This window comes from Sphingobium aromaticiconvertens (assembly GCF_037154075.1).
Lineage (GTDB): Bacteria > Pseudomonadota > Alphaproteobacteria > Sphingomonadales > Sphingomonadaceae > Sphingobium > Sphingobium aromaticiconvertens.
In genome coordinates, this window is sequence record NZ_JBANRJ010000001.1 from 2,989,243 (window position 1) to 3,011,953 (window position 22,711).

Sequence of the window (22,711 nt, forward strand, 5' to 3'; positions counted from 1 at the left end):
CCCGCCTTGTCAAATTGTTCCTGATATGTTCTTATGTGCCATGGCCATCGAAAAGGGCCGAGGCGCCCCCATCAACCGCACAAGCGACCGCTTCAACCTCCCCGCGCGGGAGGCTGATGGCGATTGGCTAGACGCCCGCGATGATATTGACGGCACGACCCCACGCCTGCGGACCACTGTCACGGTCGAGCGTCCCCGCACCATCATATCGCGCAATAGCTCACCCGACATCGGCTTCTCTCAATCGATCAATGCCTATCGGGGCTGCGAACATGGCTGCATCTACTGCTTCGCCCGGCCAAGCCACGCCTATCACGACCTGTCACCCGGCCTGGACTTCGAAAGCCGCCTCTTCGCCAAGCCGGATGCCGCCACCCTGCTTCGTGCCGAACTGGCAAAGCCCTCCTACGCCGTCGCGCCGATCGCCATGGGCACCAACACCGATCCCTATCAACCGATCGAGCGCGACTGGCACATCACCCGCGACTGTATCGAAGTGTTGGCGGGAACGCGGCATCCTCTCTTCATCACCACCAAGTCCGATCGGGTATTGCGCGACATCGACCTTCTGGCAGACATGGCCCGCGACCGGCTGGTCGCCGTCTGCGTCTCCGTCACAAGCCTTGATCCTGCCATCGCCCGCACGCTGGAACCCCGCGCGCCTCATCCGCACCGCCGCCTCGCCGCGATCCGCGCACTGACAGAGGCAGGCATACCCGTCCATGCCAGTATTTCCCCCGTCATCCCCTCGATCACCGACCATGAGATGGAGGCGATCATCGCGCAAGTCGCGCAGGCGGGTGCATATGGGGCCTCTTACATCCCCATCCGTCTGCCGCATGAGGTCGCGCCGCTTTTCCGTGCCTGGCTCGACGCCCATTATCCCGACCGTGCCGCTCGTGTCATGTCCATCATCCGCGACCTGCGCGGCGGCCGTGACAATGATCCCAATTTCGGCAGCCGGATGCGCGGACAGGGTGTCTGGGCGGACCTGTTACGAACGCGCTTCAACATGGCCTGCCGCCGCGCAGGCTTTTCACGCGAGCGGCTGACCCTTCGCACCGACTTGTTTCGCCCGCCTTCCGGCCCACAACTCAGCCTCTTCTAAGGAAGGAGGCGAAGCCGCCCCTTGCCGCACTGCTCGCGCTCGCTTAAAGGATCGGCTCATGCCCGAAACGATCACCGCGCCCGCCTCGTCCGATCTTGTAGGACGGGCGTTGTTTCCGCACCGACATTTGCTCGGTATCGCCCCGTTAAAGCCCTGGGAAATCCGCTTCCTGCTGGATGAGGCTGAACAATGGGTCCGTACCAATCGCAGCATCGCCCGCAAGCATGACGGTCGCCTCGCGGGCATGACCCAGATCAACGCCTTTTTCGAGAACAGTACGCGCACCCTTCTCTCCTTCGAGATTGCAGGCAAGCGGCTGGGCGCGGACGTCGTCAACATGCACGCGGCCCAGTCCAGCGTGAAGAAGGGGGAAACGCTGATCGACACGGCGATGACCCTCAATGCCATGTATGCCGACGTCATCGTCATCCGCCACGGCTCGTCAGGCGCAGTGCGGTTGATCGCGGACAAGGTCGACTGCCCGGTGTTGAACGCGGGCGATGGCTGGCACGAACACCCCACGCAGGCGCTGCTCGACGCCCTCACCATCCGCCGCCGCAAGGGCAGGTTTGAAGGGCTGATTGTCGCGATTTGCGGTGATGTTCTGCACAGTCGGGTGGCGCGCTCGAACATGCTCTGCCTCGCCGCGCTGGGCGCACAGGTCCGCGCCATCGCGCCGCCCACACTGATGCCCGCAAAGGTAGAAGCGATGGGCGCGACCCCTTATACCGACTTCAACAAAGGGCTGGAGGGGGCCGACGTGGTGATGATGCTGCGCCTTCAGAATGAGCGAATGGACGGCGCTTTCATCCCCTCACCCCGCGAATATCACATGCTTTACGGCCTGACACCAGAGCGGCTGGCCCGCGCGAAACCCGACGCCCTCGTCATGCACCCCGGCCCTATGAACCGCGGCGTTGAGATAAGCAGCAGCGTCGCCGACCACCCGGAACGCTCCGCCATCACCGAACAGGTGGAAATGGGCGTCGCTGTCCGCATGGCCTGCCTGGATGTGCTCACACGAAGTGCGCGTGGCGTGGAGGGATGGGCTTGAACATCCCGACCAAAGACAAAGACGAGATGGGCACAACCATGACCAAAATAGCGATCATCAACGCCCACCTCGCTGATCCAACCGCCAAAGATCTTGCGCCCGGCACACTGCTGATCGAAGGCGACCATATCGTTGCCACCGGAGATGTCGCCATCCCCGCCGACGCGGAGCGTATCGACGCCAATGGCCTGGTCGTCGCCCCCGGCCTCGTCGACCTTGGCGTTTTCTCGACCGACAAGCCGGCCTTCCATTTCGGCGGCATCACTCGCGCGGCGCTGATGCCGGACCAATCCTCGCTACTGGACGACGCCGGCCTCATTCGGCAGGCCACCCGCGCGGGCAAGCCCGACTTCTGGGTTCACCCCATCGCCGCCGCCACGCGTGGCCTTGCAGGCACGGAACTCGCGGAAATCGGCATGATGCAGGCCGCTGGCGCAAAGGCCGTCGGCACCGGTCGTCAATGGATCGCGGACTCCGGCGTCATGCTGCGCGTCCTCTCTTATGCCTCCGCGCTCGGCCTCACCGTCATCGCCCATGCCGAAGATGGCGGGCTGGCAGGCAAGGCCGTCGCGACATCCGGCGAAACGGCGACCCGGCTCGGCCTTTCCAATGCGCCCGCCTGCGCCGAAGCAATGGCCATCGCCCGCGACATCATGCTGGTGCGCGAAACCGGCGCGGCGATCCACTTCCGCCTCGTCACCACGGCGGCAGGCTTCGCCCTCATCCGCGCCGCAAAGGCAGAGGGGCTGCGCGTGACGTGCGGCATCAGCCCCGCCTATCTGTTCCTGTCGGACAATGCCGCCACTGATTTCCGCACCTTCGCGCGCCTGTCTCCGCCGCTGCGATCGGAAGATGACCGCAAGGCTGCGATCGCCGCCGTGGCGGAGGGGACCATCGACGTCATCACCTCCAGCCATGATCCGCGCGGGCCGGAAGACAAGCGCCTGCCCTTCGCCGACGCCGCGCCGGGCATGGCGGGCGCGGAAACGCTGCTCGCGCTTTCCCTCAACCTTGTGCGCGAAGGCCATGTGTCGATCACCCGCCTGATGGCGCTGCTCAGCGCCAATCCCGCCCGCATATTAGGGGTAGAGGCAGGCAGCTTCGCCCCCGGCAGCGCCGCAGACATCATTTTCATCGACCGCGACACCCCATGGATCGTCGATTCGGGCAGGATGGCCGCAGCAGCAGGCAACACCCCTTTCAACCATGTACCCGTGCAGGGCCGTGTGCGTCGAATCATGAAGGGCGGGTCGTTCCTCTAAAGGAGGCGCCCGCCCTTTTCTCTCCTAACCGGAAATTCGGTGTTTTAGCGCGAGGCGAACTGACGTCCTCTGGTCGCCACCGCCCAGCGCTGCGGCATCGCATCGGGCGTCGTCTCACGAACGAAACATTGTCCCCGCTGCGACCGGATCGCCTTACACAGCGCCATCGCGTCGGCGCGGTTGCCAAGCCCGCTCAGCGCCAGTCGGTAATAGGCCCGGCCGTTCACGGTCGCGGTGCTGGTCAGCACCGGGAAAGCCGCAATCGTGCTGCTGATGGTTGCCATCTGCTGCCATTTTTCACGAGCGACAGCGGCATTGTCATAAGCGCCCACCTGCACGACCCAGTTGCTCCCCACCTTTTCGACCGGACGGATGTAGGCGGCCTTCTGCATCGTAGCGATGGGCGCTGCGATAATGGCACGAACCGGCGGATGCTCGACGCGGATCATGGGCGCCGGCGCAGGAACAGTCTCAACAGCGGCTACCGCCATCAAGGCAGGCTCGACAGCCGTCACCTCAACCGGAGCAGCCTCCGCCCATGCCGCCGACGGAGCCTCAACGGGTGAAGCCTCGGCCAGCGCCACCGGCGCAGCCTCCACAGCCTTGGGCGCCAGCGCCAGCGCAACCGGCAGTCCTGCGTCGCTGGCGTCAGGGGTCACGCCCATGAAGGCGGCAACGCGCTGCGGCGCCTTCGATGGCTCGGCGATCATCGCCCATTGGGTAATACGCTGCATGGCTTCCAGCGGAGCAAGATCCTCGCCTGCCATCACTCGTGCATCCTTCCAGCGACCGGCCAGTGCATAGGCATAGGCCAGGTTCTGGCGTGTCCGCGCCGTGGCGGAAGGGTCATGGATCGCCTGCGACAGAAGGCGAACGCCCTCCTGCGGATCGCCCGCCATCGCGATAGCCAGCCCATAGTCAGCGGCAGGCACGGTATCGGTATGGGCGACAAGCAGTGCGCGCGCAGCCTCCGGCTTACCCAGACCGACCTGCACCAGCGCCAGCGTCACGATCGTGCGCGCGTCGCCATTGCCCAGTGTCATGGCGTCGCTGAGGGCCGTTTCCGCCGAAGCGAAGCGGCCATTCGCGGCATAGGCACGGCCCAAAATCTGACGATAGCGCGCATTGTCGGGATTGGCTGCGACCGCCGCTTCCGCCGCCTTCAGCGCGGCGGCGAAATCGCGTGCCGTCAGCGCCTTCTCCGCACTTACCGCCGGCTTCGCGCCGTCCGTATCCCTGACAAGCGCAGCGGACGCACGCGGGTGAAATGCCTGCCCCGTGCAACCCACCATCGTGCTTGTCATCAGCAGCGTCGAAACTGCCGCCATGCTCAAATTCCTGCGCTTCATGATCCTGCTCACCTTGAAATTCAGCGTTCGCCGCAGTCGCGCGGCAGTTGATCGGCGAGTCGGTCAATTTCCGGCAGGCCGCTTAAAAATTGGTCCAGTGCATCAGTGACGATTTGCTGCGCTGATCGGTTCTGCACCGCGCAAACCAGCCGCAGCTTCAGGTGCCGTTCCGCATCCAGTCGCAGCGTGAACGCCGCCTTGCGCCCACTGACCGCCGCTTTCGGTGCAACGGCAACCGCCTTGCTCGCTGGAGGCGATACCGGTGGAGCCATCGCCGCGACCTTCTCCACCAAGGCCTTCTGCTCGGTCACGACCACAGGTTCGGGCGCCATGATCGACGCGGCCGCGTCCATCGGGACGGCAGCTACAGGCGAGGCCCCCATCGGCGTCAGGCCCGAAGGCCGCATTTCGACTGGCGCGCTTTCGCCGCCCATGTCGTTCCAGCCCAGATCGTCGTGGAAACTGATCGGCATCGCATTGCCAAAGCCGGTCAGCGACTGTCGCCGCATCGCGGGCTGCGCCGCACCCTTGCGAGCCAGCAAGCCAGAGGTCAGCGAAGCGAGAGGTTTGGGTTCGGCCATGATTTTTCTCCCCCGATTAACCGATCACCCGGCGGCCAAAGCCACCCAGCGGCCTAGGGGCGCCGTTCGATGCCGCGCCGTTCGACGACACGGAAAAGACGGTGCGGCGGAAATTCTTTTCAAGTCGGTCGGAGATATAGGACCATAGCTGCACGACTTCATTGGCTGATCTTCCCTTGGGATCGACTTCCATCACCGTGCGTCCATCGATCATCGACGCAGCGAAATCGGTGCGATGATGCAGCGTCACCGGAGCCACTGTGCCATGTTGGGACAGGGCGACGGCTGCTTCCGCTGTGATCCGCGCTTTGGGCGTCGCGCCGTTAACGACAAAGATCAACGGCTTGCCCGCACGCTCGCACAAGTCGACCGTCGCGCCCACGGCGCGCAGGTCATGCGGGCTGGGACGGGTCGGCACAACGATCAGTTCGGACACGGAAATAACGCTCTGGATCGCCATCGTAATGGCAGGCGGCGTGTCGATGACCGCCAACTTGAAGCCCTGCTGACGCAGTATCTCCAGGTCAGCGCCCAGCCGGGCGACGGTCGTCTGGGCAAAGGCGGGCAATTCGGCCTCACGCTCATTCCACCAATCGGCCAGCGAACCCTGCGGATCAATGTCGATCAGGACGACCGGCCCCGCGCCAGCCAACTGTGCCTGCACAGCCAGATGCCCCGACAATGTCGTCTTGCCCGATCCGCCCTTTTGCGATGCCAGTGCCAGTACGCGCACGCAAATCCCCCACGAAAATCCAGTTGCGACAGGGGATGCCATGCCTGCCGCTAAAAATTGGTTAATCTGCGAACAGCTTTCTTCGGGACACCATGAACAGGGTTAACCAGTTATAAAGCAGCCAGTCCTTATGCTACGCGCACGAACAGCCTGTGCGAAAGACAAGGACTTGCGCGGGCGAACATAGTCTATCCGGTTGGAGCATGTGCGTATGAAACAGATCTGGGGGACATTGGCGGCATTAACCGGCGCACTTATGATTGCCGCGCCTGTTCTTGCTGATGTGAAGGCGGGCGTCGATGCCTGGCAGCAGGGCGATTATGCCCGCGCCATCGCGCAATGGCGACCGCTGGCGCAGGCGGGCGACGCCGACGCACAGTTCAACATGGGACAGGCCTATAAGCTGGGCCGTGGCGTTCAGTCCGACATGTCTACCGCCATCGAATGGTATCGCAAGGCGGCGGCGCAGGGCCATACCCGCGCAGAGGATAATCTTGGCCTGTTGATGTTCCAGCAGGGCGACCGCGCGGGCGCGATGCCCTATCTTCAGAAAGCGGCCACACGCGGCGAGGCACGCGCCCAGTATATCGTCGGCACGGCCCTGTTCAACGGCGATCTGGTTAGCAAGGATTGGGTCCGCGCCTATGCGCTGATGACCCGCGCCTCCAGCGCCGGTCTTAGTCAGGCGACGACCAGCCTTGCTCAGATGGACAAATATATCCCCTCCGCCGATCGACAGAAGGGCCTTGCGCTGGCCAGCGAGATGGAAAGCCAGCAGCAGGCGGGCCAACTCGCCTTTGCTCCCTCTGTATCGACACCGCGCGCCGTTGAGCCAAGCCCGCGCCCGACATCCGGCCCTCTCCGCACGTCCGATCTGCCATCTTCAGCCACCGCCCGCCCGGCCCCCGCGCCCATCGCGCCAAAACCTGCCCTCGCCCAAGCAGCAGCACCGAAGCCTGCACCCAAACCCGCAGCCCCTCGCCCCGCCGCCTCGGTCCCCGCACCATCGGCTGGCGGCTGGCGGGTCCAACTCGGCGCCTTCAGCGAAGATGGCCGCGCCCGTTCGCTCTGGTCCTCGCTCAGCGGCAAGGTATCAGGGCTATCCGCCTATCAGCCCTATTATGTGAAAGGCGGCCCCGTTACGCGCCTTCAGGCCGGTCCGCTGGCCAGCAACGCGGACGCCCAGCGCCTGTGCGGCCGCCTCAAGGCCGCTGGCGCCGACTGCATTCCCAAGAAAATGTAAGGCTCGCTGATGCAGGCCTCATGCTTGCGTCATTCCTCTCCATCCCGCCCATATACATCGAGCAAGAATCGCACGCCGTCGCCATTCGGCACGGCAGTGAGGTAGGTGAGGTAGACCGGCACCGCCTGCGGCAGAGGCCGATGCTCTTCGACTTCACCAGACCCACTGCCCAGCGATTTGCCGAAAAACCAGCGTCCCAGCCGTGCGGCATCCTCCAGCCGCACACAGCCGTTGGACAACTGCCGCGCATCCTTGGCAAATAATCCGCGTGAAGGCGTATCATGAAGATATATCCCCAAGTCATTGGGAAACATAAACTTCACCCGCCCCATAGCATTATCACCGCCGGGCAACTGCCGCACCCGCAACTCCTGCCCCCCATCCGCGACTGCGCGCCAGTCAATCTCCGACTGCGCCAACGGGCGAGCGTTCGCGCTCCAGTCGGACAGCGCTTCAAAGCCCATCCCTTTCAGCGAAGACCCGCGCAGCACCTTGGGCGCAACGCTTTTTTCCACCAGGTCGGTCGGAATGTTCCAATAGGGATTGAGCGTCGCATAGCGGATCATGCCCGCCATCATTGGCGTCTGACTGGCCTTCGCGCCAACCACCACCTTCATCGTCCCGTCCAGCGCACCGCGATCATAATAATAAAGCCGCGCCGCTGCCGCATCGACCACAACATGCCGTACATAGGGGCCGGGCAACAACCGCGCCCGCTCCAGATTGAGCGCCAGCCGCCGATCGAACCAGCGCGGCCCACGGTTGAGCGCCGCCACTGTCTGCGTGCCCGCAACGCCATCGGCCGCCAGCCCGTGATCGGCCTGAAACGCCTTCACCCGCGCCGCCAACGCCCGATCATAGCCTGCGCCTTCATCCAGCCCCAGCCGTTGGCGCAAGGCATCGACCTCAAACCCGCGCATTCCGGGGCGTATCCTGACATCCGTCGGAATGTAGGTGTCCGGCAGCTTGCCCCATCCCTCATCATAGGTCGCTCGCGCCTTGCGCAAGCGCATATAGAGCGGGCTCATCCACCCCACCTGCGCGACATAGCGCTGGAAAGACGGCGACAGCGCAGCGGCCCGCAAAAGGTCAGCGCTATCCGCCCGGCTCGGTTCCAGTTCCGGGTCCAGATAACGCATCTCGACCGAGCGCGAAGGGCGGCGCATATCCCGTGCCAACGCCACAAAGGCCTTGGACAACGCCAGGTCAGCGCGCGCCAGCGCCTTGGGCATTCCATCGCTCGCGGCGTCCACTAATTTGCGGACACCCTTCGGATCATAATCGTCCGGGTCCAGCCCATCCAGATCCGCACTGTCGATCAGCGCCAACAGCGCGTCGGCCTGCTCGCCGACCGCGCCATCCTCGATCCACAGCGGCCAGTAGCCGCGCGGGCCATAGACATCGCGCAGCTTCCCACCGACCTCGGAACGGATTTCGGAGGCTATGGCATTACGCCCCGCCTCACTCTCTGACCGCTCCTGTGCATGGACCTGCGCCTGTCCAACCGGCACTACAGCCAGCAGGACGGCAATCGAAAGGAAGGGGGCGCGACGAACACGCCGCGCCCACAAAAGCATCTTGATCAGCCGCGTTCCCCACGACGGGAGGGCGGTGGGGGAGGAGGCGGCGGGCAGGGCGGACCTTGTACGGCATGATACATGCCATCAGCCGTGTAATAGCCATCGACGATGCCGTCGCCATCACGATCGGCGGCGACGGTTCCAACCAGCGCACCGGGACCGACGGGCGGTGCGGGTGCGACCGCCTCATATTCCTTGTTGGCACAGGCGCCCAGGGTCATGACCCCAGCCGCTATCAGAACCAGTTGCCTGATCTTCATCATCATCTCTCCCTTGTCGACGTGGGTCAAAATATCCACGTCCGTTCAAGCCCCAACGCTCGCGTGCGGCCGCTACCGGCCTGCCAGCAAAGACCGCCGCCGGGAAACACTAACGCGTAATCGCGACGTCGAACAGTGTGTTTACTGCGATGGAAAACAGGCGGCCCCGACGATCAGGCCCGCACATTGCATAAGCGTGCCAGCGCGGCATCATATTCGCGCCGCAACCGCGCTACCAATTCAGCGGCAGGCACCACCGCTTTGATCGCACCGATCCCCTGCCCGCATCCCCAAATGTCGCGCCACGCCTTCTTGTCCCCGTTCGCCGTAGCGGCAAAGTCCATCTTGCTGGGGTCGGAATCCGGCAAATTATCGGGGTCCATTCCGGCGGCAATGATACTGGGTTTCAGATAGTTGCCGTGCACACCTGTAAAAAGGTTTGAATAGACGATATCGCTCGCGGACCCATCGACGATCGCCTGCTTGTACGCCGCGTCGGCATTGGCCTCGCTCGTCGCGATGAAGGCCGAACCCATATAGCCAAGATCGGCGCCCATCGCCTGCGCCGCCGCTATTGACCGTCCGGTAGCGATTGCCCCTGACAGCGCGACCGGCCCGTCGAACCAACTGCGAATTTCCTCGACTAGGGCAAAAGGGGATTGTGTACCCGCATGGCCACCCGCCCCCGCAGCCACCGCGATCAAGCCATCGGCACCCTTCTCCACGGCCTTGCGCGCGAAACGGTTGTCGATCACGTCGTGCAGGACAATGCCGCCATAGCTGTGGATCGCCGCATTCACATCCTCGCGCGCGCCCAGCGAGGTGATAACGATCGGCACCTTATATTGCACGCACAGCGCCAGATCTTCCTCCAGCCGGGGATTGGAGCGATGGACGATCAGATTGACGGCAAAGGGCGCATCCTTGTCCGTCAGCGTCGCGGTCAGTTGCTGCAACCATTGTTCGAACACGCCCGATGGCCGGGCATTGAGCGAAGGAAAGGCGCCCACCACCCCTGCACGGCATTGGGCGATCACCAGTTCAGGCTGCGAGATGATAAACATCGGCGATCCGATCAGGGGCAACGACAGCCGACCTTCAAGCAACGGTGGCAGCGACATGGCTCGGACCTTTCCTTTTCATCTTCGCCGCCGCGCTATCATCGGCGAGGCGTGCGCGGAAGCGGAAAAACGCGCTCTTACCGGCGATAGCCATGCTGTATTGATACAGCAATACAGTCGTGATAGATAAAGGTGACAACCAGGCGAAAAAAGGCATGCCGATGTATAGCGAGAGCGATCTTCAGGATGCCGTAACGGCCGGCATCCTTACGCCGCAGACCGCACAGGCGCTACGCGATCATGTCGCGACACTGCGCGCCAGCCCGGTGGTGGATGAAGAACATTTCCGCCTGCTGACCGGTTTCAACGATATTTTCGTCGGCATCGCCAGCGTGATCCTTCTCGTCGCGGTCGGCTGGCTGGGCAACAGCCTGCATCTTGGCGCCGACATCCACGCCCCCTCACCCATTTCGGGCCTGCTGATTGCCGCTGTCAGTTGGGGTCTGGCCGAATATTTCACGCGTATAAGGCATATGGCCCTTCCCAGTATCCTGCTGCTGTTAGGCTTCGTGGGCGGCGTCGGGTTCGGGCTGATGGCCCTGATGATGCTCATCCTTCCCGACGCGGGTGAACGACTGGTTGCGCTGTCAGCCTCCGGCGCGGCATTGCTCACCACCTTCGCCGCATGGCTCCACTGGCGCCGGTTCATGGTGCCGATCACTGTGGCCGCGGGTGCAACCAGCGCGGCGGGCATCGCCCTTGGGCTGCTGCTGTGGGCTGTCCCGGCGGCGAAAGACTCGCTCTTCTGGCTGCTATTTGTCGCAGGCCTCGCCATCTTCGCCTTCGCCATGCGCTGGGACATGAGCGACCACGCGCGGCAAACCCGCCGCTCCGACGTCGCCTTCTGGCTGCATCTGGCCGCCGCCCCCATGATCGCCCATTCGATGTTCCAGATCATGGGTATCTTCGACAGCCAGATCGGCATTGCCAAGGCACTGACCGTCATCGCCCTCTACATCGCCTTTGGCCTTGTGGCGCTGGCGGTCGACCGTCGCGCGCTGCTCGTCTCCAGCCTCGCCTATGTCCTGTTCGCCCTCTATGCGCTATTCCAGCAGGCAGGCGCGGTCGAGCTATCGGCAGCCTTCACTGCGCTGGTGATCGGCTCCGCCCTGTTGCTGCTCTCGGCCCTGTGGCACAGCGCGCGAGCCTTGGCCGTCAACGGCCTGCCGGACCAGTGGGCAGGTCGCCTCCCCTATCTCGCCTGATCGTGGGGGATTGAACAGCGATCAGCCCTTCAACCCCTCAGCCATTTCCGCCAGTTCCAGCCAGCGCATCTCCGCCGCATCCTTCTCATCCCGCGCCTTCTCGACCGCCTTGGTCAGCGCCTCGAACCGCGCGAAGTTCTTCGAATAGAGGTCGGGATCGGCCAAAGCCGCCTCGTCCCGCGCGATCGCCGCCTCGATCTCCTCGACCCGCTTGGGCAGCAGATCGAAGTCGCGCTGGTCCTTATAGCTCAGTTTTACCGAAACCGGCTTGGACGCCGATGGTGTCACTTCGGCCTTTTTCTCCGCCCTCGCCGCTTTGCGCGGATCACGCTTGGCGATCCAGTCGGCATAACCGCCGACGATCACGTCCACCACGCCCGTCCCATCCAGACCCAGCGTCACGGTGACGGTCTTGTCCAGAAAGTCGCGATCATGGCTGACGATCAGGACCGTGCCGTCATAATCGGCGATCACCTCCTGCAACAGGTCCAGCGTCTCCAGATCCAGATCGTTGGTCGGCTCGTCCAGCACCAGCAGGTTGGATTCGCGCGCAAATTCCCGCGCGAACAACAGGCGCGATCGCTCCCCACCCGACAAGGTGCCTACCTTCGCCTCCGCCAGCGAGGGATCGAACAGAAATTCCTTCAGATAGCCATGGACATGCTTGCGCACGCCCCGCACGTCGATCCAGTCGCCACCCTCGGCCAGTACCTCGCGCACCCGCTTGTCAGGCTGCATCAGGCTGCGCTGCTGGTCGATGAAGATCATGTCCAGGCTCTGGGCCTGCTTGATCGTCCCCTCATCAGGCTGCGTCTCGCCGGTTAACAGCTTGAGCAACGTCGTCTTGCCCGCACCATTGCCGCCGACAATGCCGATCCGGTCGCCCCGCTGGATACGCAGCGTGAAATCGTCAATCACCGTCCGCTCGCCAAAACGCTTGGTCACATGGCTTGCGGAGATCACGCTCTTGGTCTTGCTGTCGTCCGCCGCGACCGCCAGCTTGGCTATGCCTTGCGGCCCGGTCATCGCCGCCCGCGTCGCGCGCATCTCCCACAGTTTGGCCAGCCGCCCTTGGTTGCGCTTGCGCCGGGCGGTAACGCCGCGCTCCAGCCAATGCGCCTCGATCTTCAGCTTCGCGTCCAGCTTGTCCGCCGCCCGCGCCTCTTCGGCATAGACCGCTTCCATCCACTGATCGAACCCGCCAAAGCCGATCTCGTTGCGCCGCATGATCCCCCGGTCCAGCCACAGCGTCTGCCGCGTCAACCGGGTCAGAAAGGCACGGTCATGGCTGATGACGACGAACGCCCCATTATAGCGCGCCAGCCAGTTTTCCAGCCAGTCGATCGCGGCAATGTCCAGATGGTTGGTCGGCTCGTCCAGCAACAATAGGTCCGGCTCGCTCGCCAATGCCCGCGCAATCGCCGCGCGCCGCCGCTCACCGCCACTTGCCGTCGCTGCATCACGGGACAGGTCGATGCCCAACTGGTCGGCAATCGCCTCCACCTCATGCCGGGGTGGCGCGAACTCGCCCGCCATCGCAAAATCGTGCAACGTCCTGAACGGCGTCACATCCGGGTCTTGTTCGAGCAGGATGACCCGCGTACCCGCCACCACCGACCGCCTGCCCTCGTCCGGCTCGATGATCCCGCCCATCAGCTTGAGCAACGTGGTCTTGCCCGCGCCGTTGCGCCCGATCAGCGCCAGCCGGTCCTTCGCGCCGACATGAATGTCGATGCCCCGGAACAGCCAGTGCGTGCCCTGGGAAAGACCAAGATTTTCGTAGGTAAGAATTGGTGCCGCCATGGCCGTGCAGCTAAGGCCTTCCTCCATCCACCGCAACCCCGCCCGGAACCACTTCCTGTCTGACGGCTTTCATCGCACGTCAGCGTCCGTTCATCGCGACTGCCGCAATTGACCGGCATCACTCAAAGGACAAATCCCTCAAGGCCAATTCCTCAAGGAGAGTTACGCTTATGAAATCCGCCCTTGCCCTGATGGCCCTTGCCGCTTCCGCGCTGCCGGTCGCCGCTGTCGCGCAAACCAGCGTGACGCTGGCCGAGACGGCGCCCGTCGTGACCCTCAACGTCACCGAGACGGTGGAAGCCGCCCCCGACATGGCGACCGTCGGTACCGGGGTTCAGACCCGCGCCATGACCGCTGCCCAGGCAATGGGCGACAATGCTACGCAGATGACCAGCCTGATCAACGCGCTTACAAAGGCCGGCATCGCCCGCAAGGACATCCAGACCAGCGGCATCAACCTCAGCCCGCAATATGATTATAGCGGCCGCAACCCCGACGGCAGCCAGTCCCCCCCCAAATTCACCGGCTATGAGGCATCGAACCAGTTGACGGTCAAGTTGCGCGACATCAAGTCGGTCGGGCCGATGCTCGACAAGATGGTCGCGGCGGGCGCCACCAACCTTTCCGGTCCCACCTTCACCATCTCCGACCCCACGCCCATGATCATGCAGGCCCGTGAAGCCGCGCTAAAAACCGCAAAGCAGCAGGGTGATTTCTACGCCAAGGCAACCGGCTACCGCTCCACCCGCCTGCTCTCGATCGCCGAAAACAGCAGCGGTGGCCGCCCGCCCATGCCGATGGTGGCAATGCGGATGAAGGCCGAAATGGCCGATACACCGGTCGAGCCGGGCCAGGTTTCCTCGGCCGTCACGCTGACGGTCCAGTACGCACTGGAAAAATAATCTGGATCAGGCTGGGTCAGGAAAGCGCGGCGATTGTCGGTCGCCGCGCTTTTTGCACCATTCACCACCTGTTCAATAGAGTGCCGCTATGCCATCTCTAATGACCATGTGGAGAAAATGCGCGCTGTCGGCTCTGGCCGCGATCACCATCGCCTCGGGCCTGCCCCTCGTCACTCATGCGGAGGCGCAAGGCCGCCGTGACGAGCAGGACGCCGCGCGCCGGGCCATGCTGGACGGACATGTCATGCCTTTCTCCATCATCAAGCGCCGTGTTGATTCGGCGATGGAGGGCGCCACCTATGTCGGATCGGAGTTCAACCCGAGCTCAAATCGCTATCGTCTGAAATATGTGAAGGACGGTAAGGTGGTATGGGTTGATGCCGACGGCCGGACGGGCGATATAACCGGCTGGGCACGCTGACCTCTTTTCAGCGCGCATAATGTAATGACACAAAGAAACGGGGCCATATGCGTCTGCTGATCGTCGAGGATGAACCGAGTCTGGGCCAGCAGCTCAAAAATACACTGGAGGGCGCAGGCTATGCCGTCGACCTCGCGGATGATGGCGAGGATGGGCATTTCCTTGGCTCGACCGAAAGCTATGACGCGGTCGTGCTCGACCTTGGCCTTCCCACCATCGACGGCCTGACCGTGCTCGATCGCTGGCGGAAGGAAGGGAGGACATTCCCGGTTCTCGTCCTTACTGCGCGCGATAGTTGGTCGGACAAGGTGGCCGGCCTCGACGCGGGTGCCGACGATTATCTGGCCAAGCCGTTCCAGAGCGAAGAACTGATCGCCCGCCTGCGCGCGCTCATCCGCCGCGCGTCGGGCAATGCGTCCAGCGAACTGACGGCGGGCGACGTCCGCCTAGACACCCGTTCCGGCAAGGTGACACTCAACGGCGAGCCGGTAAAACTGACCGCGCAGGAGTATAAACTTCTCTCCTACCTGCTCCATCACAAAGGCAAGGTGGTCAGCCGCACCGAGCTGATCGAGCATATTTACGATCAGGATTTCGACCGCGATTCGAACACGATAGAGGTGTTCGTGACCCGCATCCGTAAAAAGCTGGGGCCGGACGTCATCACCACCATTCGCGGCCTTGGCTACAGCCTGGACGAGCCGGGTCGTTAAGCCCCTCCGGCCAGATCAACCCAGGCCCCTGCCGAATATATTCGCCTGAGACGAACGGAACGATAGATAGGGGCTATGGAAGCGCCAACGCCCCCTCCCCCGGTCCGCTCTACCGGCTCCCTGAGCCGCCGGATGATCGGTATTGCGGCGCTGTGGATCAGCTTGCTGCTGCTAGGCGGCGGCGTTGCGCTCGACCGGGTGTTGACCGACGCCATCACCAACAATTTCGACGACGGCATGAATTATGTGCTGACGGCGATGATTGCCTCGGCCGAAATCGGCCCGGATGGGGAGGTGCTGTTCAACCGCCCGCTCGCCGACCAACGGTTCCTGGAACCCAATAGCGGCCTGTATTACCAGATCAGCGCCCCCAGGCATGAGGATTGGCGCTCGCGCTCGCTCTGGGATCGCGCGCTTGCCGTCCCGCCCGGCCATGCGGATCGCAACTTCCACGTTTACAACAGCAAACAGTTTCCGGGCGAAGACCTGCGGATCATGGAACGCACGGTCATCCTGCCGGGATCGAAAACGCGCTGGATGTTCATGGTCGCCGCCGCGCGCCAAGGGCTGGACGGCCAGATCAAGACGCTGCGCTCTACCCTGTTCAAAAGTTTCGCGCTGCTCGCGTTGGGCCTGATCGTCCTTGCCGCGCTTCAGACCATCTATGGCCTCCTTCCGCTGCGAAAAGTCCGCAAGGAAATCATCATGATGCGCGGTGGCGAAAAAAGCCGCGTCACCCAACCCATGCCCGTCGAGGTTCTCCCGATGGTCGAGGAACTGAACGCCCTGCTCGCCCATAATGAGCGGCAGGCGGAGGAAGCGCGCACCCATGCTGGCAATCTCGCCCATGCGCTCAAGACGCCATTGACCGTCATCATGAACGCCGCCACCGCCCAATCGGCGGACCTAGGCGACACAGTGATCCGCGAGGCGACGACGATGAGGCGGCAGGTCGACCACCATCTCGCCCGCGCCCGCGCCGTCGGGCGGCGCGGCGCGGCGCAAAGCCGCGCCGACGTATGGCCCAGCCTTGAGGCGGTCGAACGCGCCGTGCGCCGGCTATACCCCGACGTGCGGGTCGACATGGATGGCGACAAGACGGCCGTCGTGCGTGTGGAGCGTCAGGATCTAGACGAATTGCTCGGCAACCTGATCGAGAACGCAGCCAAATATGGCGGCGGCAGCGTCTTTGCGACGGTCCAGATGGCGGGACCGATGGTTGAGATACTGGTCGAGGATGACGGCAAGGGCATAGCGGAGGCGGACCGCATCCGCATCTTCGATCGCGGCGTCCGCCTTGATTCGGGCAAACCGGGCACGGGCCTTGGCCTCGCCATTGTTCGCGATGTCGCGGAAATCTATGGCGGCACAGTCGCGCTGGACGAAAGCGAGGATCTGGGCGGTCTGCTCGTGCATCTGCGCTTGCCGGCTGCCTGATGCGGCGAATCCTCTACCTCTGGGCCGGCTTCGCTTCGCTCGGCCTTGGCGCGATCGGCGCGTTTCTGCCGCTGCTCCCAACCGTGCCCTTCATGATTCTCGCCGCCTTCTGCTTCGCGCGCAGCAGCCCCGCCCTTGAAGCACGACTGCTTGACCACAAGCATTTCGGCCCGCACATCCGCCGCTGGCGCGAGCGTGGCGCGATCAGCCGCCGGGGCAAAAAGGCCGCACTCGCCGCTTTCGCATTCAGCGCTGTGCTGGCGCTCCTTTTCTCGCCATTCCCCTGGTTCCTGATCCCCGTGGCCGCCGCGCTGATCGGCGGCACATGGATATGGACCAGGCCAGAGGCGTGACGCTAAAGGCGGAACCCATGCACATCCGCCTAGCCACCGCCACCGACATCCCAGCCCTCCATCCGGTGATCGAGGGCGCCTATCGCGGCGATTCGGCTCGCACAGGCTGGACATTCGAATCCGACATATTGCATGGTCCACCGCGCACCGACCCGGCAAGGCTTGCTGCCATATTGAATAGCCCTGACGATCGCCTGTTGATCGCGCTGGAGGATGACAAGCCGATCGGCTGCGTCCAGATCACTGATTGCGGTGGGGGCACCGCCTATCTCGGCCTGTTATGCATCGCCCCGCTACGTCAGGCCGGTGGCCTTGGTCGCCAGTTGATCGACGCCGCCGAAGCACTGGCGCGCGACGATTTCGCGACGACCACCATGGAAATGACCGTAATCGACCGCCGCACCGAACTGATCTCCTACTATGAGCGCCGGGGCTATACGTTGACCGGGGAAGCCCGTCCCTTCCCCATCCCGTTCGACCCGCCACTTTCCATGGCGGTGCTGGCGAAAGCGCTGGCAGCGAACGCGCGCTTGGGCTAGTCGCGTTTTCGATGCTCACGCGCCTCTATCAATGGACCCTCGCAAAGGCGGCCCACGCCCATGCCGAGCGCTGGCTTTTCGCCGTTTCTTTCATGGAGTCGAGTTTCTTTCCGATCCCGCCGCATCCGCTGTTGGGCCTCATGTGCCTCGCTCGCCCGGAACGCGCGATTCGCTTCGGCTTCATCTGTACGGTCGCCTCGGTTCTGGGCGGTCTGTTTGGCTACGCAATCGGCCATTTCCTCTATGAAGCCGTCGGCCAGCAGATTCTGACCACGCTCGGCCTCGCGGCCAAATTTCCGGTCGCGGCCTGCTATCTGCGCGATTACGGGGCAGAGATCATTCTTATCAAGGGCGCAACACCCATCCCCTTCAAGCTCATCACCATCACGGCGGGCTTTGTCGGACTGGCGCTCTTCACCTTCCTGTGGGCCAGCATCGTCAGCCGCGCTTTCCAGTTCATGCTGGTGGGCTTCCTGTTCTGGAAATTCGGCCGTCCGATAAAGGCCTTTATCGAGAAATATCTGGCCCTTCTGTCCGGTCTTTTCCTTGTTCTTATAGCGGGCGGCTTCATCGCAGCCTCCATGCTGACGGGCGGCGGAGAAAAGAACGACAGGTGCAGCAACGCGACTATGGCAACGCTGCGCTAACCGGCGTGATTGACACACTGCTCTTCCGTCATCCCAAACTGGTAGCGTTGCTTGCGGGTCTTCTCTCAGCCACAGGCTTCGCGCCACTCAATTTGTGGCCGCTCACGCTACTGTGCCTCGCCGCTCTCATCCTTCTGGTCGAGCGCGCACCCGACCGTCGCGCAGCCTTCTTTCGCGGCTGGCTCTTTGGCGTCGGCCATTTCACGCTGAGCCTCAACTGGATCGCCCACGCCTTTACCTTTCAGGACGCGATGCCACATTGGTTCGGCTATGCCGCAGTGGTGCTTCTCTCCCTCTACCTCGCCGTCTACCCGGCGCTGGCGACGCTGGGCGCGTGGTGGCTCCGTCGCGCCTATTTTCGGGGCACGCCAACCTTCATTCTGCTCCTGGCGGCACTCTGGCTCGTCACTGAATATCTGCGCGCGACCCTTTTCACCGGTTTCGCCTGGAACCCGCTCGGCGTTATCTGGCTGCCCAGCGGTGTCGCCATCGCAGCGACTATCATCGGCACTTATGGCCTTGGCGCACTCGCAATACTCGGCGCGGGCGCGCTCACGCTGCTCCAGTACCGCCAGTTCCGTCCAGCCGCCGCCATCCTGACACCACTGGCCGCCATCGCCCTCTGGGGCCTGCTCACGCCACCGACACCCGGCCCCGCCGGCGCGCCCCGCATCCGGGTGGTCCAGCCCAATATCGACCAGGGCGACAAATATAGCGCTGCACTGGAACAGGCGAATTTCCGCAAGCTGACGGTTCTTACCGGCACCCCACGCCCCGCCCCACGCCTGGTCTTCTGGCCAGAAGCCGCGATCCCCGCCTGGCTCGACATGGAACCCGAATGGCGTGACCGCCTCGCAGGGCTACTGGGTCCGGGCGATCTGCTGATGACTGGCGGAGACAAGGTCTATTTCAAGGAGCAGGACAAGGGTCTTTATACCGATCGCGTACTTACGGGCGCGAACAACAGCCTGTGGGTGGTGACGCCCAGCGCCACGATCCTCGCCCGTTATAGCAAGGCGCATCTGGTGCCCTATGGCGAATATCTGCCCATGCGCCAGTTGCTGACCCCCCTCGGCCTATCGCGCCTCGTCCCCGGAGACGCGGATTTCTGGCCCGGCCCCGGCCCGCAAAGCCTGCCGCTTACCGCTGCCCCCGGTCGCTCCCCGCTCAAAATGGGCGTGCAAATCTGTTACGAAATCATCTTTTCGGGACAGGTGGTCGACGCCGCCAACCGCCCCGATTTCCTCTTTAATCCCTCGAACGACGCCTGGTTCGGCAGTTGGGGACCGGTCCAGCATCTCGCGCAGGCCCGCCTCCGTGCAATCGAGGAAGCGATGCCCACGATCCGCTCTACCCCTACCGGCATCTCGGCGGTGATCGACGCGCGCGGCCATATTCTCAACGCGCTGGGCGCCAAACGCGCGGGTTTCCTGGACACGGGCCTGCCTGCCGCCGCCCCGCCTACCCTGTTCGCACGCGTTGGCAATTGGTCGCCCTTCGTGCTGACTCTGCTCCTTCTAGCCGTTGCGGTTGCACTGCGTCGTTACCCACGCTAAAGCGCATATAACATTTTCTTTATATCGCTTTCGCCAGCCAGCAGCTATCTGGAGTCCCATGCGCAACCATTTCCTCTTCACATCCGAATCCGTTTCCGAAGGCCATCCCGACAAGGTTGCCGACCAGATTTCGGACGCCATCGTCGACCTGTTCCTGTCCAAGGACCCGGAAGCACGCATCGCGTGCGAGACACTGACGACCACGCAGTTGGTCGTCCTTGCGGGTGAAATCCGCTGCAAGGGCGTCTATGAAAATGGTGCGTGGGCACCCGGTGCTAAGGAAGAGATCGAGGCGACCGTCCGCGCGACGGTGAAGCGCATCGGTTACGAACAGGATGGCTTCCACTGGGAGAGCTTCCGCTTCGAAAACAACCTGCATGGCCAGTCCGCCCATATCGCACAAGGCGTCGATGAAAGCGGCAACAAGGACGAGGGCGCAGGCGATCAGGGCATCATGTTCGGCTATGCCAGCGATGAAACCCCCGACCTCATGCCCGCCACTCTCTATTACAGCCACAAGATCCTGGAGCGCATGGCTGCTGACCGCCATGCGAAGGTCGTCGACTTCCTGGAGCCTGACGCCAAGAGCCAGGTGACGCTTGAATATGTTAACGAAAAGCCGGTTCGCGCCACCGCGCTGGTCGTCTCGACCCAGCATGCCGCAGGCATGAACGATGATGAAAGCCGCGCCAAGCTGCGCGCTTATGTCAAGGGCGTGATGACCGACGTCCTGCCAGAAGGCTGGCTGCCGGAAGAAGAGCAGATCTACGTCAACCCGACCGGCTTGTTCGAAATCGGCGGCCCTGACGGCGACGCGGGCCTCACCGGCCGCAAGATCATCGTCGACACTTATGGCGGCGCCTCGCCCCATGGCGGCGGCGCGTTCAGCGGCAAGGATCCGACCAAGGTCGATCGCTCGGCCGCCTATATCACCCGCTATCTCGCAAAAAACATCGTTGCCGCCGGCCTCGCCCGCCGCTGCACGATCCAACTAAGCTATGCCATCGGCGTGGCAGAGCCGCTTTCGCTCTATGTGGACACTCACGGCACTGGCACGGTGTCGGAGGATGCGATCGAGGCGGTTCTGCCGACCCTCGTCCGCCTGACGCCCAAGGGCATCCGCACCCATCTCGGCCTCAACAAGCCGATCTATCAGTCCACCGCCGCCTATGGCCATTTCGGCCGCAAGCCCGACGGCGACTACTTCCCCTGGGAAAAGACCGATCTGGTGGAAAAGCTCAAGGCTGCGTTCTGACGCAGAGCTGAAGCAGGGCGCAACGAAAGAAGGGGCGGATCTCGATGATCCGCCCCTTCTTTCGTTGCGCCCTGCAAACATGAACAATAGTTCATTTGGATGGGGCCGCATGCCGTCCTAAGCGTGATCCGTCGGGTCCGCTCCCCTGTCGGACCCGGCAATCTTTGTAAGGAAGATGCCCATGCCCCGGATGATCACCACAGTCCTTCTTGGTCTCATTCTTATTGCGGGCGGCACGATGTCTGCCCAGGCAGCGCCACCCTGCATGGATGCCAAGGGCAAATTCATCAAGTGCAAATGATCTGACACACTTGGCAGGGCATGACCGGGACGCTATCGGCCCGGTCATGACTGCGCATAAATCCGGCGACCCCACGACCCTCAACCGCCTCTATGGCCGCCAATCGGGGCATAAGCTGCGCGCCGGGCAGCAGGAACTGGTCGACACGCTGCTCCCCGCCCTTGCCCTACCCGAAGAAGGGCCGATCACCGCCGCCGACACATTCGGATACGACCGACCGCTCCATTTCGAGATCGGCTTCGGCGGTGGCGAACATATGGCCTATCGCGCCGACATGCTCCCCGACCATGGCTTCATCGGCTGCGAGCCTTTCCTGAACGGCGTCGTCACCGCACTGGCCCATGTGCGCGACAAGGCGCTAGGCAATGTCCGCATTCATATGGGCGATGCGCTCGAAATTCTTGCCCGCATCCCCGACGGCTCCTTGAGCTTTGTTTATCTCCTCCATCCCGATCCCTGGCCCAAGGCACGCCATGCCAAGCGGCGGATGATGAACCCCGGCCCGGTCGCTATGATCGCGAAGAAACTCAAACCCGGCGGCGAGTTCCGCTTCGGCACCGATCATCCCGTCTATCTGCGTTGGGCGCTGATGGTCATGAACGGCCATCCCGATTTTGACTGGCTGGCCAGCGATCCGCAAGATTTCCTGAAGCGCCCCGGCGGCTGGCCCGAAACCCGGTACGAAGCGAAGGCCCGGCGCATAGGCCATGAAGTCTGGTACTTCCGCTATCGGCGGCGTGGGACTGAAACACCGGCATCCTGACTCAGAACTAAGGCAATCCGAAAAGCGCAGCGGGCGCACCATAATCATCGGGCCAACCGGCATATGTCACATCGGTGGGTCCGACAACAAAGTCACGCACTATCCACCGTCCGCCGCGATTTTCCATCAGCGCATAGATGTCAGGCCCATCCAGTATCCCCGCTTGCAGACGTTCGGCGTGGCGCGTCTTGCTGAAATCGATCGCACCACCGGTCGCGGTCTGGGGCACGACATGCGCGAAGGCCCATCCATCCTGCGTCCGCAGTACTGTCACCACGAACCGTACTGGCTGCCCCAGATCGCGCGCGATCACGGGACGCAGCACATCCAGAAGCGCCTTGCGCGTCGGTTCGCCGACAGCAAGGTCATGCGACAGCATCGAATGGTTGGGCAGTGCGCTCGCGGCCACCGGCAACGCCAGGCTTGCCATTGCCGCCCATAGCCAGACCATTCGCCTCCCCCTTCATACACGCCCCATAGCCCAAAACAGGACGGCGCAGCGAGCCAATCGCCCGCCGCGCCGTT

General features: G+C 63.3%; 23 protein-coding genes. 15 read left to right on the forward strand and 8 right to left on the reverse strand.

Features of this window, described 5'->3' with window-relative positions:
* Positions 1-40: 40 nt before the first annotated feature.
* From WFR25_RS14245 to WFR25_RS14255, 3 genes are read left to right on the forward strand one after another with little or no spacing between them, the layout of a single operon-like run.
* On the forward strand, positions 41-1,108 hold the full coding sequence (locus WFR25_RS14245; protein ID WP_336971741.1) for a PA0069 family radical SAM protein: 1,068 nt from the start codon (positions 41-43) through the stop codon (positions 1,106-1,108).
* 58 nt (positions 1,109-1,166) lie between these two features.
* Positions 1,167-2,162, forward strand: a complete 996-nt coding sequence (locus WFR25_RS14250; RefSeq protein WP_336971745.1) for an aspartate carbamoyltransferase catalytic subunit — start codon at positions 1,167-1,169, stop codon at positions 2,160-2,162.
* A 38-nt stretch (positions 2,163-2,200) separates the two neighbouring features.
* Positions 2,201-3,424 (forward strand): dihydroorotase, encoded by a 1,224-nt coding sequence (locus tag WFR25_RS14255; RefSeq protein ID WP_336971746.1) that lies wholly within the window; start codon positions 2,201-2,203, stop codon positions 3,422-3,424.
* 44 nt (positions 3,425-3,468) lie between these two features.
* Here the strand turns inward: WFR25_RS14255 and WFR25_RS14260 are convergent, their stop codons facing one another.
* From WFR25_RS14260 to WFR25_RS14270, 3 genes are read right to left on the reverse strand one after another with little or no spacing between them, the layout of a single operon-like run.
* A complete protein-coding gene (locus WFR25_RS14260) occupies positions 3,469-4,773 on the reverse strand; it encodes an SPOR domain-containing protein (protein WP_336971747.1) in 1,305 nt (434 codons plus the stop codon).
* A 20-nt stretch (positions 4,774-4,793) separates the two neighbouring features.
* Positions 4,794-5,354, reverse strand: a complete 561-nt coding sequence (locus tag WFR25_RS14265) for a hypothetical protein (protein WP_336971748.1) — start codon at positions 5,352-5,354, stop codon at positions 4,794-4,796.
* Positions 5,355-5,370: 16 nt separating this feature from the next.
* On the reverse strand, positions 5,371-6,087 hold the full coding sequence (locus WFR25_RS14270) for a ParA family protein (RefSeq protein ID WP_336971751.1): 717 nt from the start codon (positions 6,085-6,087) through the stop codon (positions 5,371-5,373).
* Between the two features lie 211 nt (positions 6,088-6,298).
* On the opposite strand from WFR25_RS14270, the gene WFR25_RS14275 reads away from it, so the two are divergent.
* Entirely contained in the window at positions 6,299-7,330 is a 1,032-nt protein-coding gene (locus tag WFR25_RS14275) for an SPOR domain-containing protein (RefSeq protein WP_336971752.1), read from the forward strand.
* Between the two features lie 29 nt (positions 7,331-7,359).
* Here the strand turns inward: WFR25_RS14275 and WFR25_RS14280 are convergent, their stop codons facing one another.
* The 3 genes from WFR25_RS14280 to WFR25_RS14290 all read right to left on the reverse strand — a co-directional run bounded on the left by WFR25_RS14280 (position 7,360) and on the right by WFR25_RS14290 (position 10,291).
* Positions 7,360-8,907 (reverse strand): L,D-transpeptidase family protein, encoded by a 1,548-nt coding sequence (locus tag WFR25_RS14280; RefSeq protein ID WP_336971753.1) that lies wholly within the window; start codon positions 8,905-8,907, stop codon positions 7,360-7,362.
* A 5-nt stretch (positions 8,908-8,912) separates the two neighbouring features.
* Positions 8,913-9,170, reverse strand: a complete 258-nt coding sequence (locus WFR25_RS14285; protein ID WP_336974905.1) for a hypothetical protein — start codon at positions 9,168-9,170, stop codon at positions 8,913-8,915.
* A 173-nt stretch (positions 9,171-9,343) separates the two neighbouring features.
* Complete coding sequence (locus tag WFR25_RS14290; RefSeq protein ID WP_336971755.1) at positions 9,344-10,291, reverse strand: NAD(P)H-dependent flavin oxidoreductase; 948 nt, start codon at positions 10,289-10,291, stop codon at positions 9,344-9,346.
* A 161-nt stretch (positions 10,292-10,452) separates the two neighbouring features.
* On the opposite strand from WFR25_RS14290, the gene WFR25_RS14295 reads away from it, so the two are divergent.
* The gene (locus tag WFR25_RS14295; RefSeq protein WP_336974906.1) at positions 10,453-11,496 is read left to right on the forward strand and encodes a hypothetical protein; all 1,044 of its coding nucleotides are present in this window, start codon (positions 10,453-10,455) and stop codon (positions 11,494-11,496) included.
* Positions 11,497-11,517: 21 nt separating this feature from the next.
* On the opposite strand, the gene WFR25_RS14300 is transcribed toward WFR25_RS14295, so the two are convergent.
* A complete protein-coding gene (locus WFR25_RS14300; protein WP_336971757.1) occupies positions 11,518-13,299 on the reverse strand; it encodes an ABC-F family ATP-binding cassette domain-containing protein in 1,782 nt (593 codons plus the stop codon).
* A 170-nt stretch (positions 13,300-13,469) separates the two neighbouring features.
* Here WFR25_RS14300 and WFR25_RS14305 point away from each other — a divergent pair, with 170 nt between their 5' ends.
* The 10 genes from WFR25_RS14305 (at position 13,470) to trmB (ending at position 22,186) form a co-directional block, all read left to right on the forward strand.
* The gene (locus WFR25_RS14305) at positions 13,470-14,201 is read left to right on the forward strand and encodes an SIMPL domain-containing protein (protein ID WP_336971759.1); all 732 of its coding nucleotides are present in this window, start codon (positions 13,470-13,472) and stop codon (positions 14,199-14,201) included.
* Positions 14,202-14,301: 100 nt separating this feature from the next.
* Complete coding sequence (locus tag WFR25_RS14310; RefSeq protein ID WP_419723157.1) at positions 14,302-14,622, forward strand: hypothetical protein; 321 nt, start codon at positions 14,302-14,304, stop codon at positions 14,620-14,622.
* A gap of 47 nt (positions 14,623-14,669) precedes the next feature.
* On the forward strand, positions 14,670-15,335 hold the full coding sequence (locus tag WFR25_RS14315) for a response regulator transcription factor (protein ID WP_336971763.1): 666 nt from the start codon (positions 14,670-14,672) through the stop codon (positions 15,333-15,335).
* A gap of 132 nt (positions 15,336-15,467) precedes the next feature.
* Positions 15,468-16,772, forward strand: a complete 1,305-nt coding sequence (locus WFR25_RS14320; protein ID WP_336971765.1) for a sensor histidine kinase — start codon at positions 15,468-15,470, stop codon at positions 16,770-16,772.
* Positions 16,772-17,125 carry a YbaN family protein gene (locus tag WFR25_RS14325; protein ID WP_336971768.1) on the forward strand — a complete coding sequence of 118 codons (354 nt, stop codon included), beginning with the start codon at positions 16,772-16,774 and terminating at the stop codon, positions 17,123-17,125. The genes WFR25_RS14320 and WFR25_RS14325 overlap by 1 nt, the downstream gene beginning before the upstream one ends.
* Positions 17,126-17,142: 17 nt before the next feature.
* Positions 17,143-17,664 (forward strand): GNAT family N-acetyltransferase, encoded by a 522-nt coding sequence (locus tag WFR25_RS14330; RefSeq protein WP_336971769.1) that lies wholly within the window; start codon positions 17,143-17,145, stop codon positions 17,662-17,664.
* Positions 17,665-17,675: 11 nt separating this feature from the next.
* Positions 17,676-18,311, forward strand: a complete 636-nt coding sequence (locus WFR25_RS14335) for a YqaA family protein (protein ID WP_336971772.1) — start codon at positions 17,676-17,678, stop codon at positions 18,309-18,311.
* Between the two features lie 8 nt (positions 18,312-18,319).
* Positions 18,320-19,867, forward strand: coding sequence for an apolipoprotein N-acyltransferase (gene lnt / locus WFR25_RS14340; protein ID WP_336974907.1), 1,548 nt, complete (start codon positions 18,320-18,322; stop codon positions 19,865-19,867).
* 58 nt (positions 19,868-19,925) lie between these two features.
* A complete protein-coding gene (gene metK, locus WFR25_RS14345) occupies positions 19,926-21,122 on the forward strand; it encodes a methionine adenosyltransferase (protein WP_336971774.1) in 1,197 nt (398 codons plus the stop codon).
* Between the two features lie 347 nt (positions 21,123-21,469).
* Positions 21,470-22,186, forward strand: coding sequence for a tRNA (guanine(46)-N(7))-methyltransferase TrmB (trmB, locus tag WFR25_RS14350; RefSeq protein ID WP_336971777.1), 717 nt, complete (start codon positions 21,470-21,472; stop codon positions 22,184-22,186).
* Positions 22,187-22,193: 7 nt separating this feature from the next.
* Here trmB and WFR25_RS14355 read toward each other — a convergent pair whose 3' ends face one another.
* Positions 22,194-22,637, reverse strand: coding sequence for a hypothetical protein (locus WFR25_RS14355; protein WP_336971779.1), 444 nt, complete (start codon positions 22,635-22,637; stop codon positions 22,194-22,196).
* Positions 22,638-22,711 lie beyond the last annotated feature (74 nt).

Coding starts and splice junctions, on each gene's coding strand:
- WFR25_RS14320 (WP_336971765.1), top strand. CDS start 15,468: ATGATCGGTATTGCGGCGCTGTGGATCAGCTTGCTGCTGCTAGGCGGC.
- WFR25_RS14330 (WP_336971769.1), top strand. CDS start 17,143: ATGCACATCCGCCTAGCCACCGCCACCGACATCCCAGCCCTCCATCCG.
- WFR25_RS14280 (WP_336971753.1), bottom strand. CDS start 8,907: ATGCTTTTGTGGGCGCGGCGTGTTCGTCGCGCCCCCTTCCTTTCGATT.
- WFR25_RS14245 (WP_336971741.1), top strand. CDS start 41: ATGGCCATCGAAAAGGGCCGAGGCGCCCCCATCAACCGCACAAGCGAC.
- WFR25_RS14285 (WP_336974905.1), bottom strand. CDS start 9,170: ATGAAGATCAGGCAACTGGTTCTGATAGCGGCTGGGGTCATGACCCTG.
- WFR25_RS14250 (WP_336971745.1), top strand. CDS start 1,167: ATGCCCGAAACGATCACCGCGCCCGCCTCGTCCGATCTTGTAGGACGG.
- WFR25_RS14295 (WP_336974906.1), top strand. CDS start 10,453: ATGTATAGCGAGAGCGATCTTCAGGATGCCGTAACGGCCGGCATCCTT.
- WFR25_RS14315 (WP_336971763.1), top strand. CDS start 14,670: ATGCGTCTGCTGATCGTCGAGGATGAACCGAGTCTGGGCCAGCAGCTC.
- WFR25_RS14310 (WP_419723157.1), top strand. CDS start 14,302: ATGACCATGTGGAGAAAATGCGCGCTGTCGGCTCTGGCCGCGATCACC.
- WFR25_RS14335 (WP_336971772.1), top strand. CDS start 17,676: ATGCTCACGCGCCTCTATCAATGGACCCTCGCAAAGGCGGCCCACGCC.
- WFR25_RS14305 (WP_336971759.1), top strand. CDS start 13,470: ATGAAATCCGCCCTTGCCCTGATGGCCCTTGCCGCTTCCGCGCTGCCG.
- WFR25_RS14265 (WP_336971748.1), bottom strand. CDS start 5,354: ATGGCCGAACCCAAACCTCTCGCTTCGCTGACCTCTGGCTTGCTGGCT.
- WFR25_RS14260 (WP_336971747.1), bottom strand. CDS start 4,773: ATGAAGCGCAGGAATTTGAGCATGGCGGCAGTTTCGACGCTGCTGATG.
- metK (WP_336971774.1), top strand. CDS start 19,926: ATGCGCAACCATTTCCTCTTCACATCCGAATCCGTTTCCGAAGGCCAT.
- WFR25_RS14290 (WP_336971755.1), bottom strand. CDS start 10,291: ATGTCGCTGCCACCGTTGCTTGAAGGTCGGCTGTCGTTGCCCCTGATC.
- WFR25_RS14255 (WP_336971746.1), top strand. CDS start 2,201: ATGACCAAAATAGCGATCATCAACGCCCACCTCGCTGATCCAACCGCC.
- trmB (WP_336971777.1), top strand. CDS start 21,470: ATGACTGCGCATAAATCCGGCGACCCCACGACCCTCAACCGCCTCTAT.
- WFR25_RS14355 (WP_336971779.1), bottom strand. CDS start 22,637: ATGGTCTGGCTATGGGCGGCAATGGCAAGCCTGGCGTTGCCGGTGGCC.
- WFR25_RS14300 (WP_336971757.1), bottom strand. CDS start 13,299: ATGGCGGCACCAATTCTTACCTACGAAAATCTTGGTCTTTCCCAGGGC.
- WFR25_RS14275 (WP_336971752.1), top strand. CDS start 6,299: ATGAAACAGATCTGGGGGACATTGGCGGCATTAACCGGCGCACTTATG.
- WFR25_RS14325 (WP_336971768.1), top strand. CDS start 16,772: ATGCGGCGAATCCTCTACCTCTGGGCCGGCTTCGCTTCGCTCGGCCTT.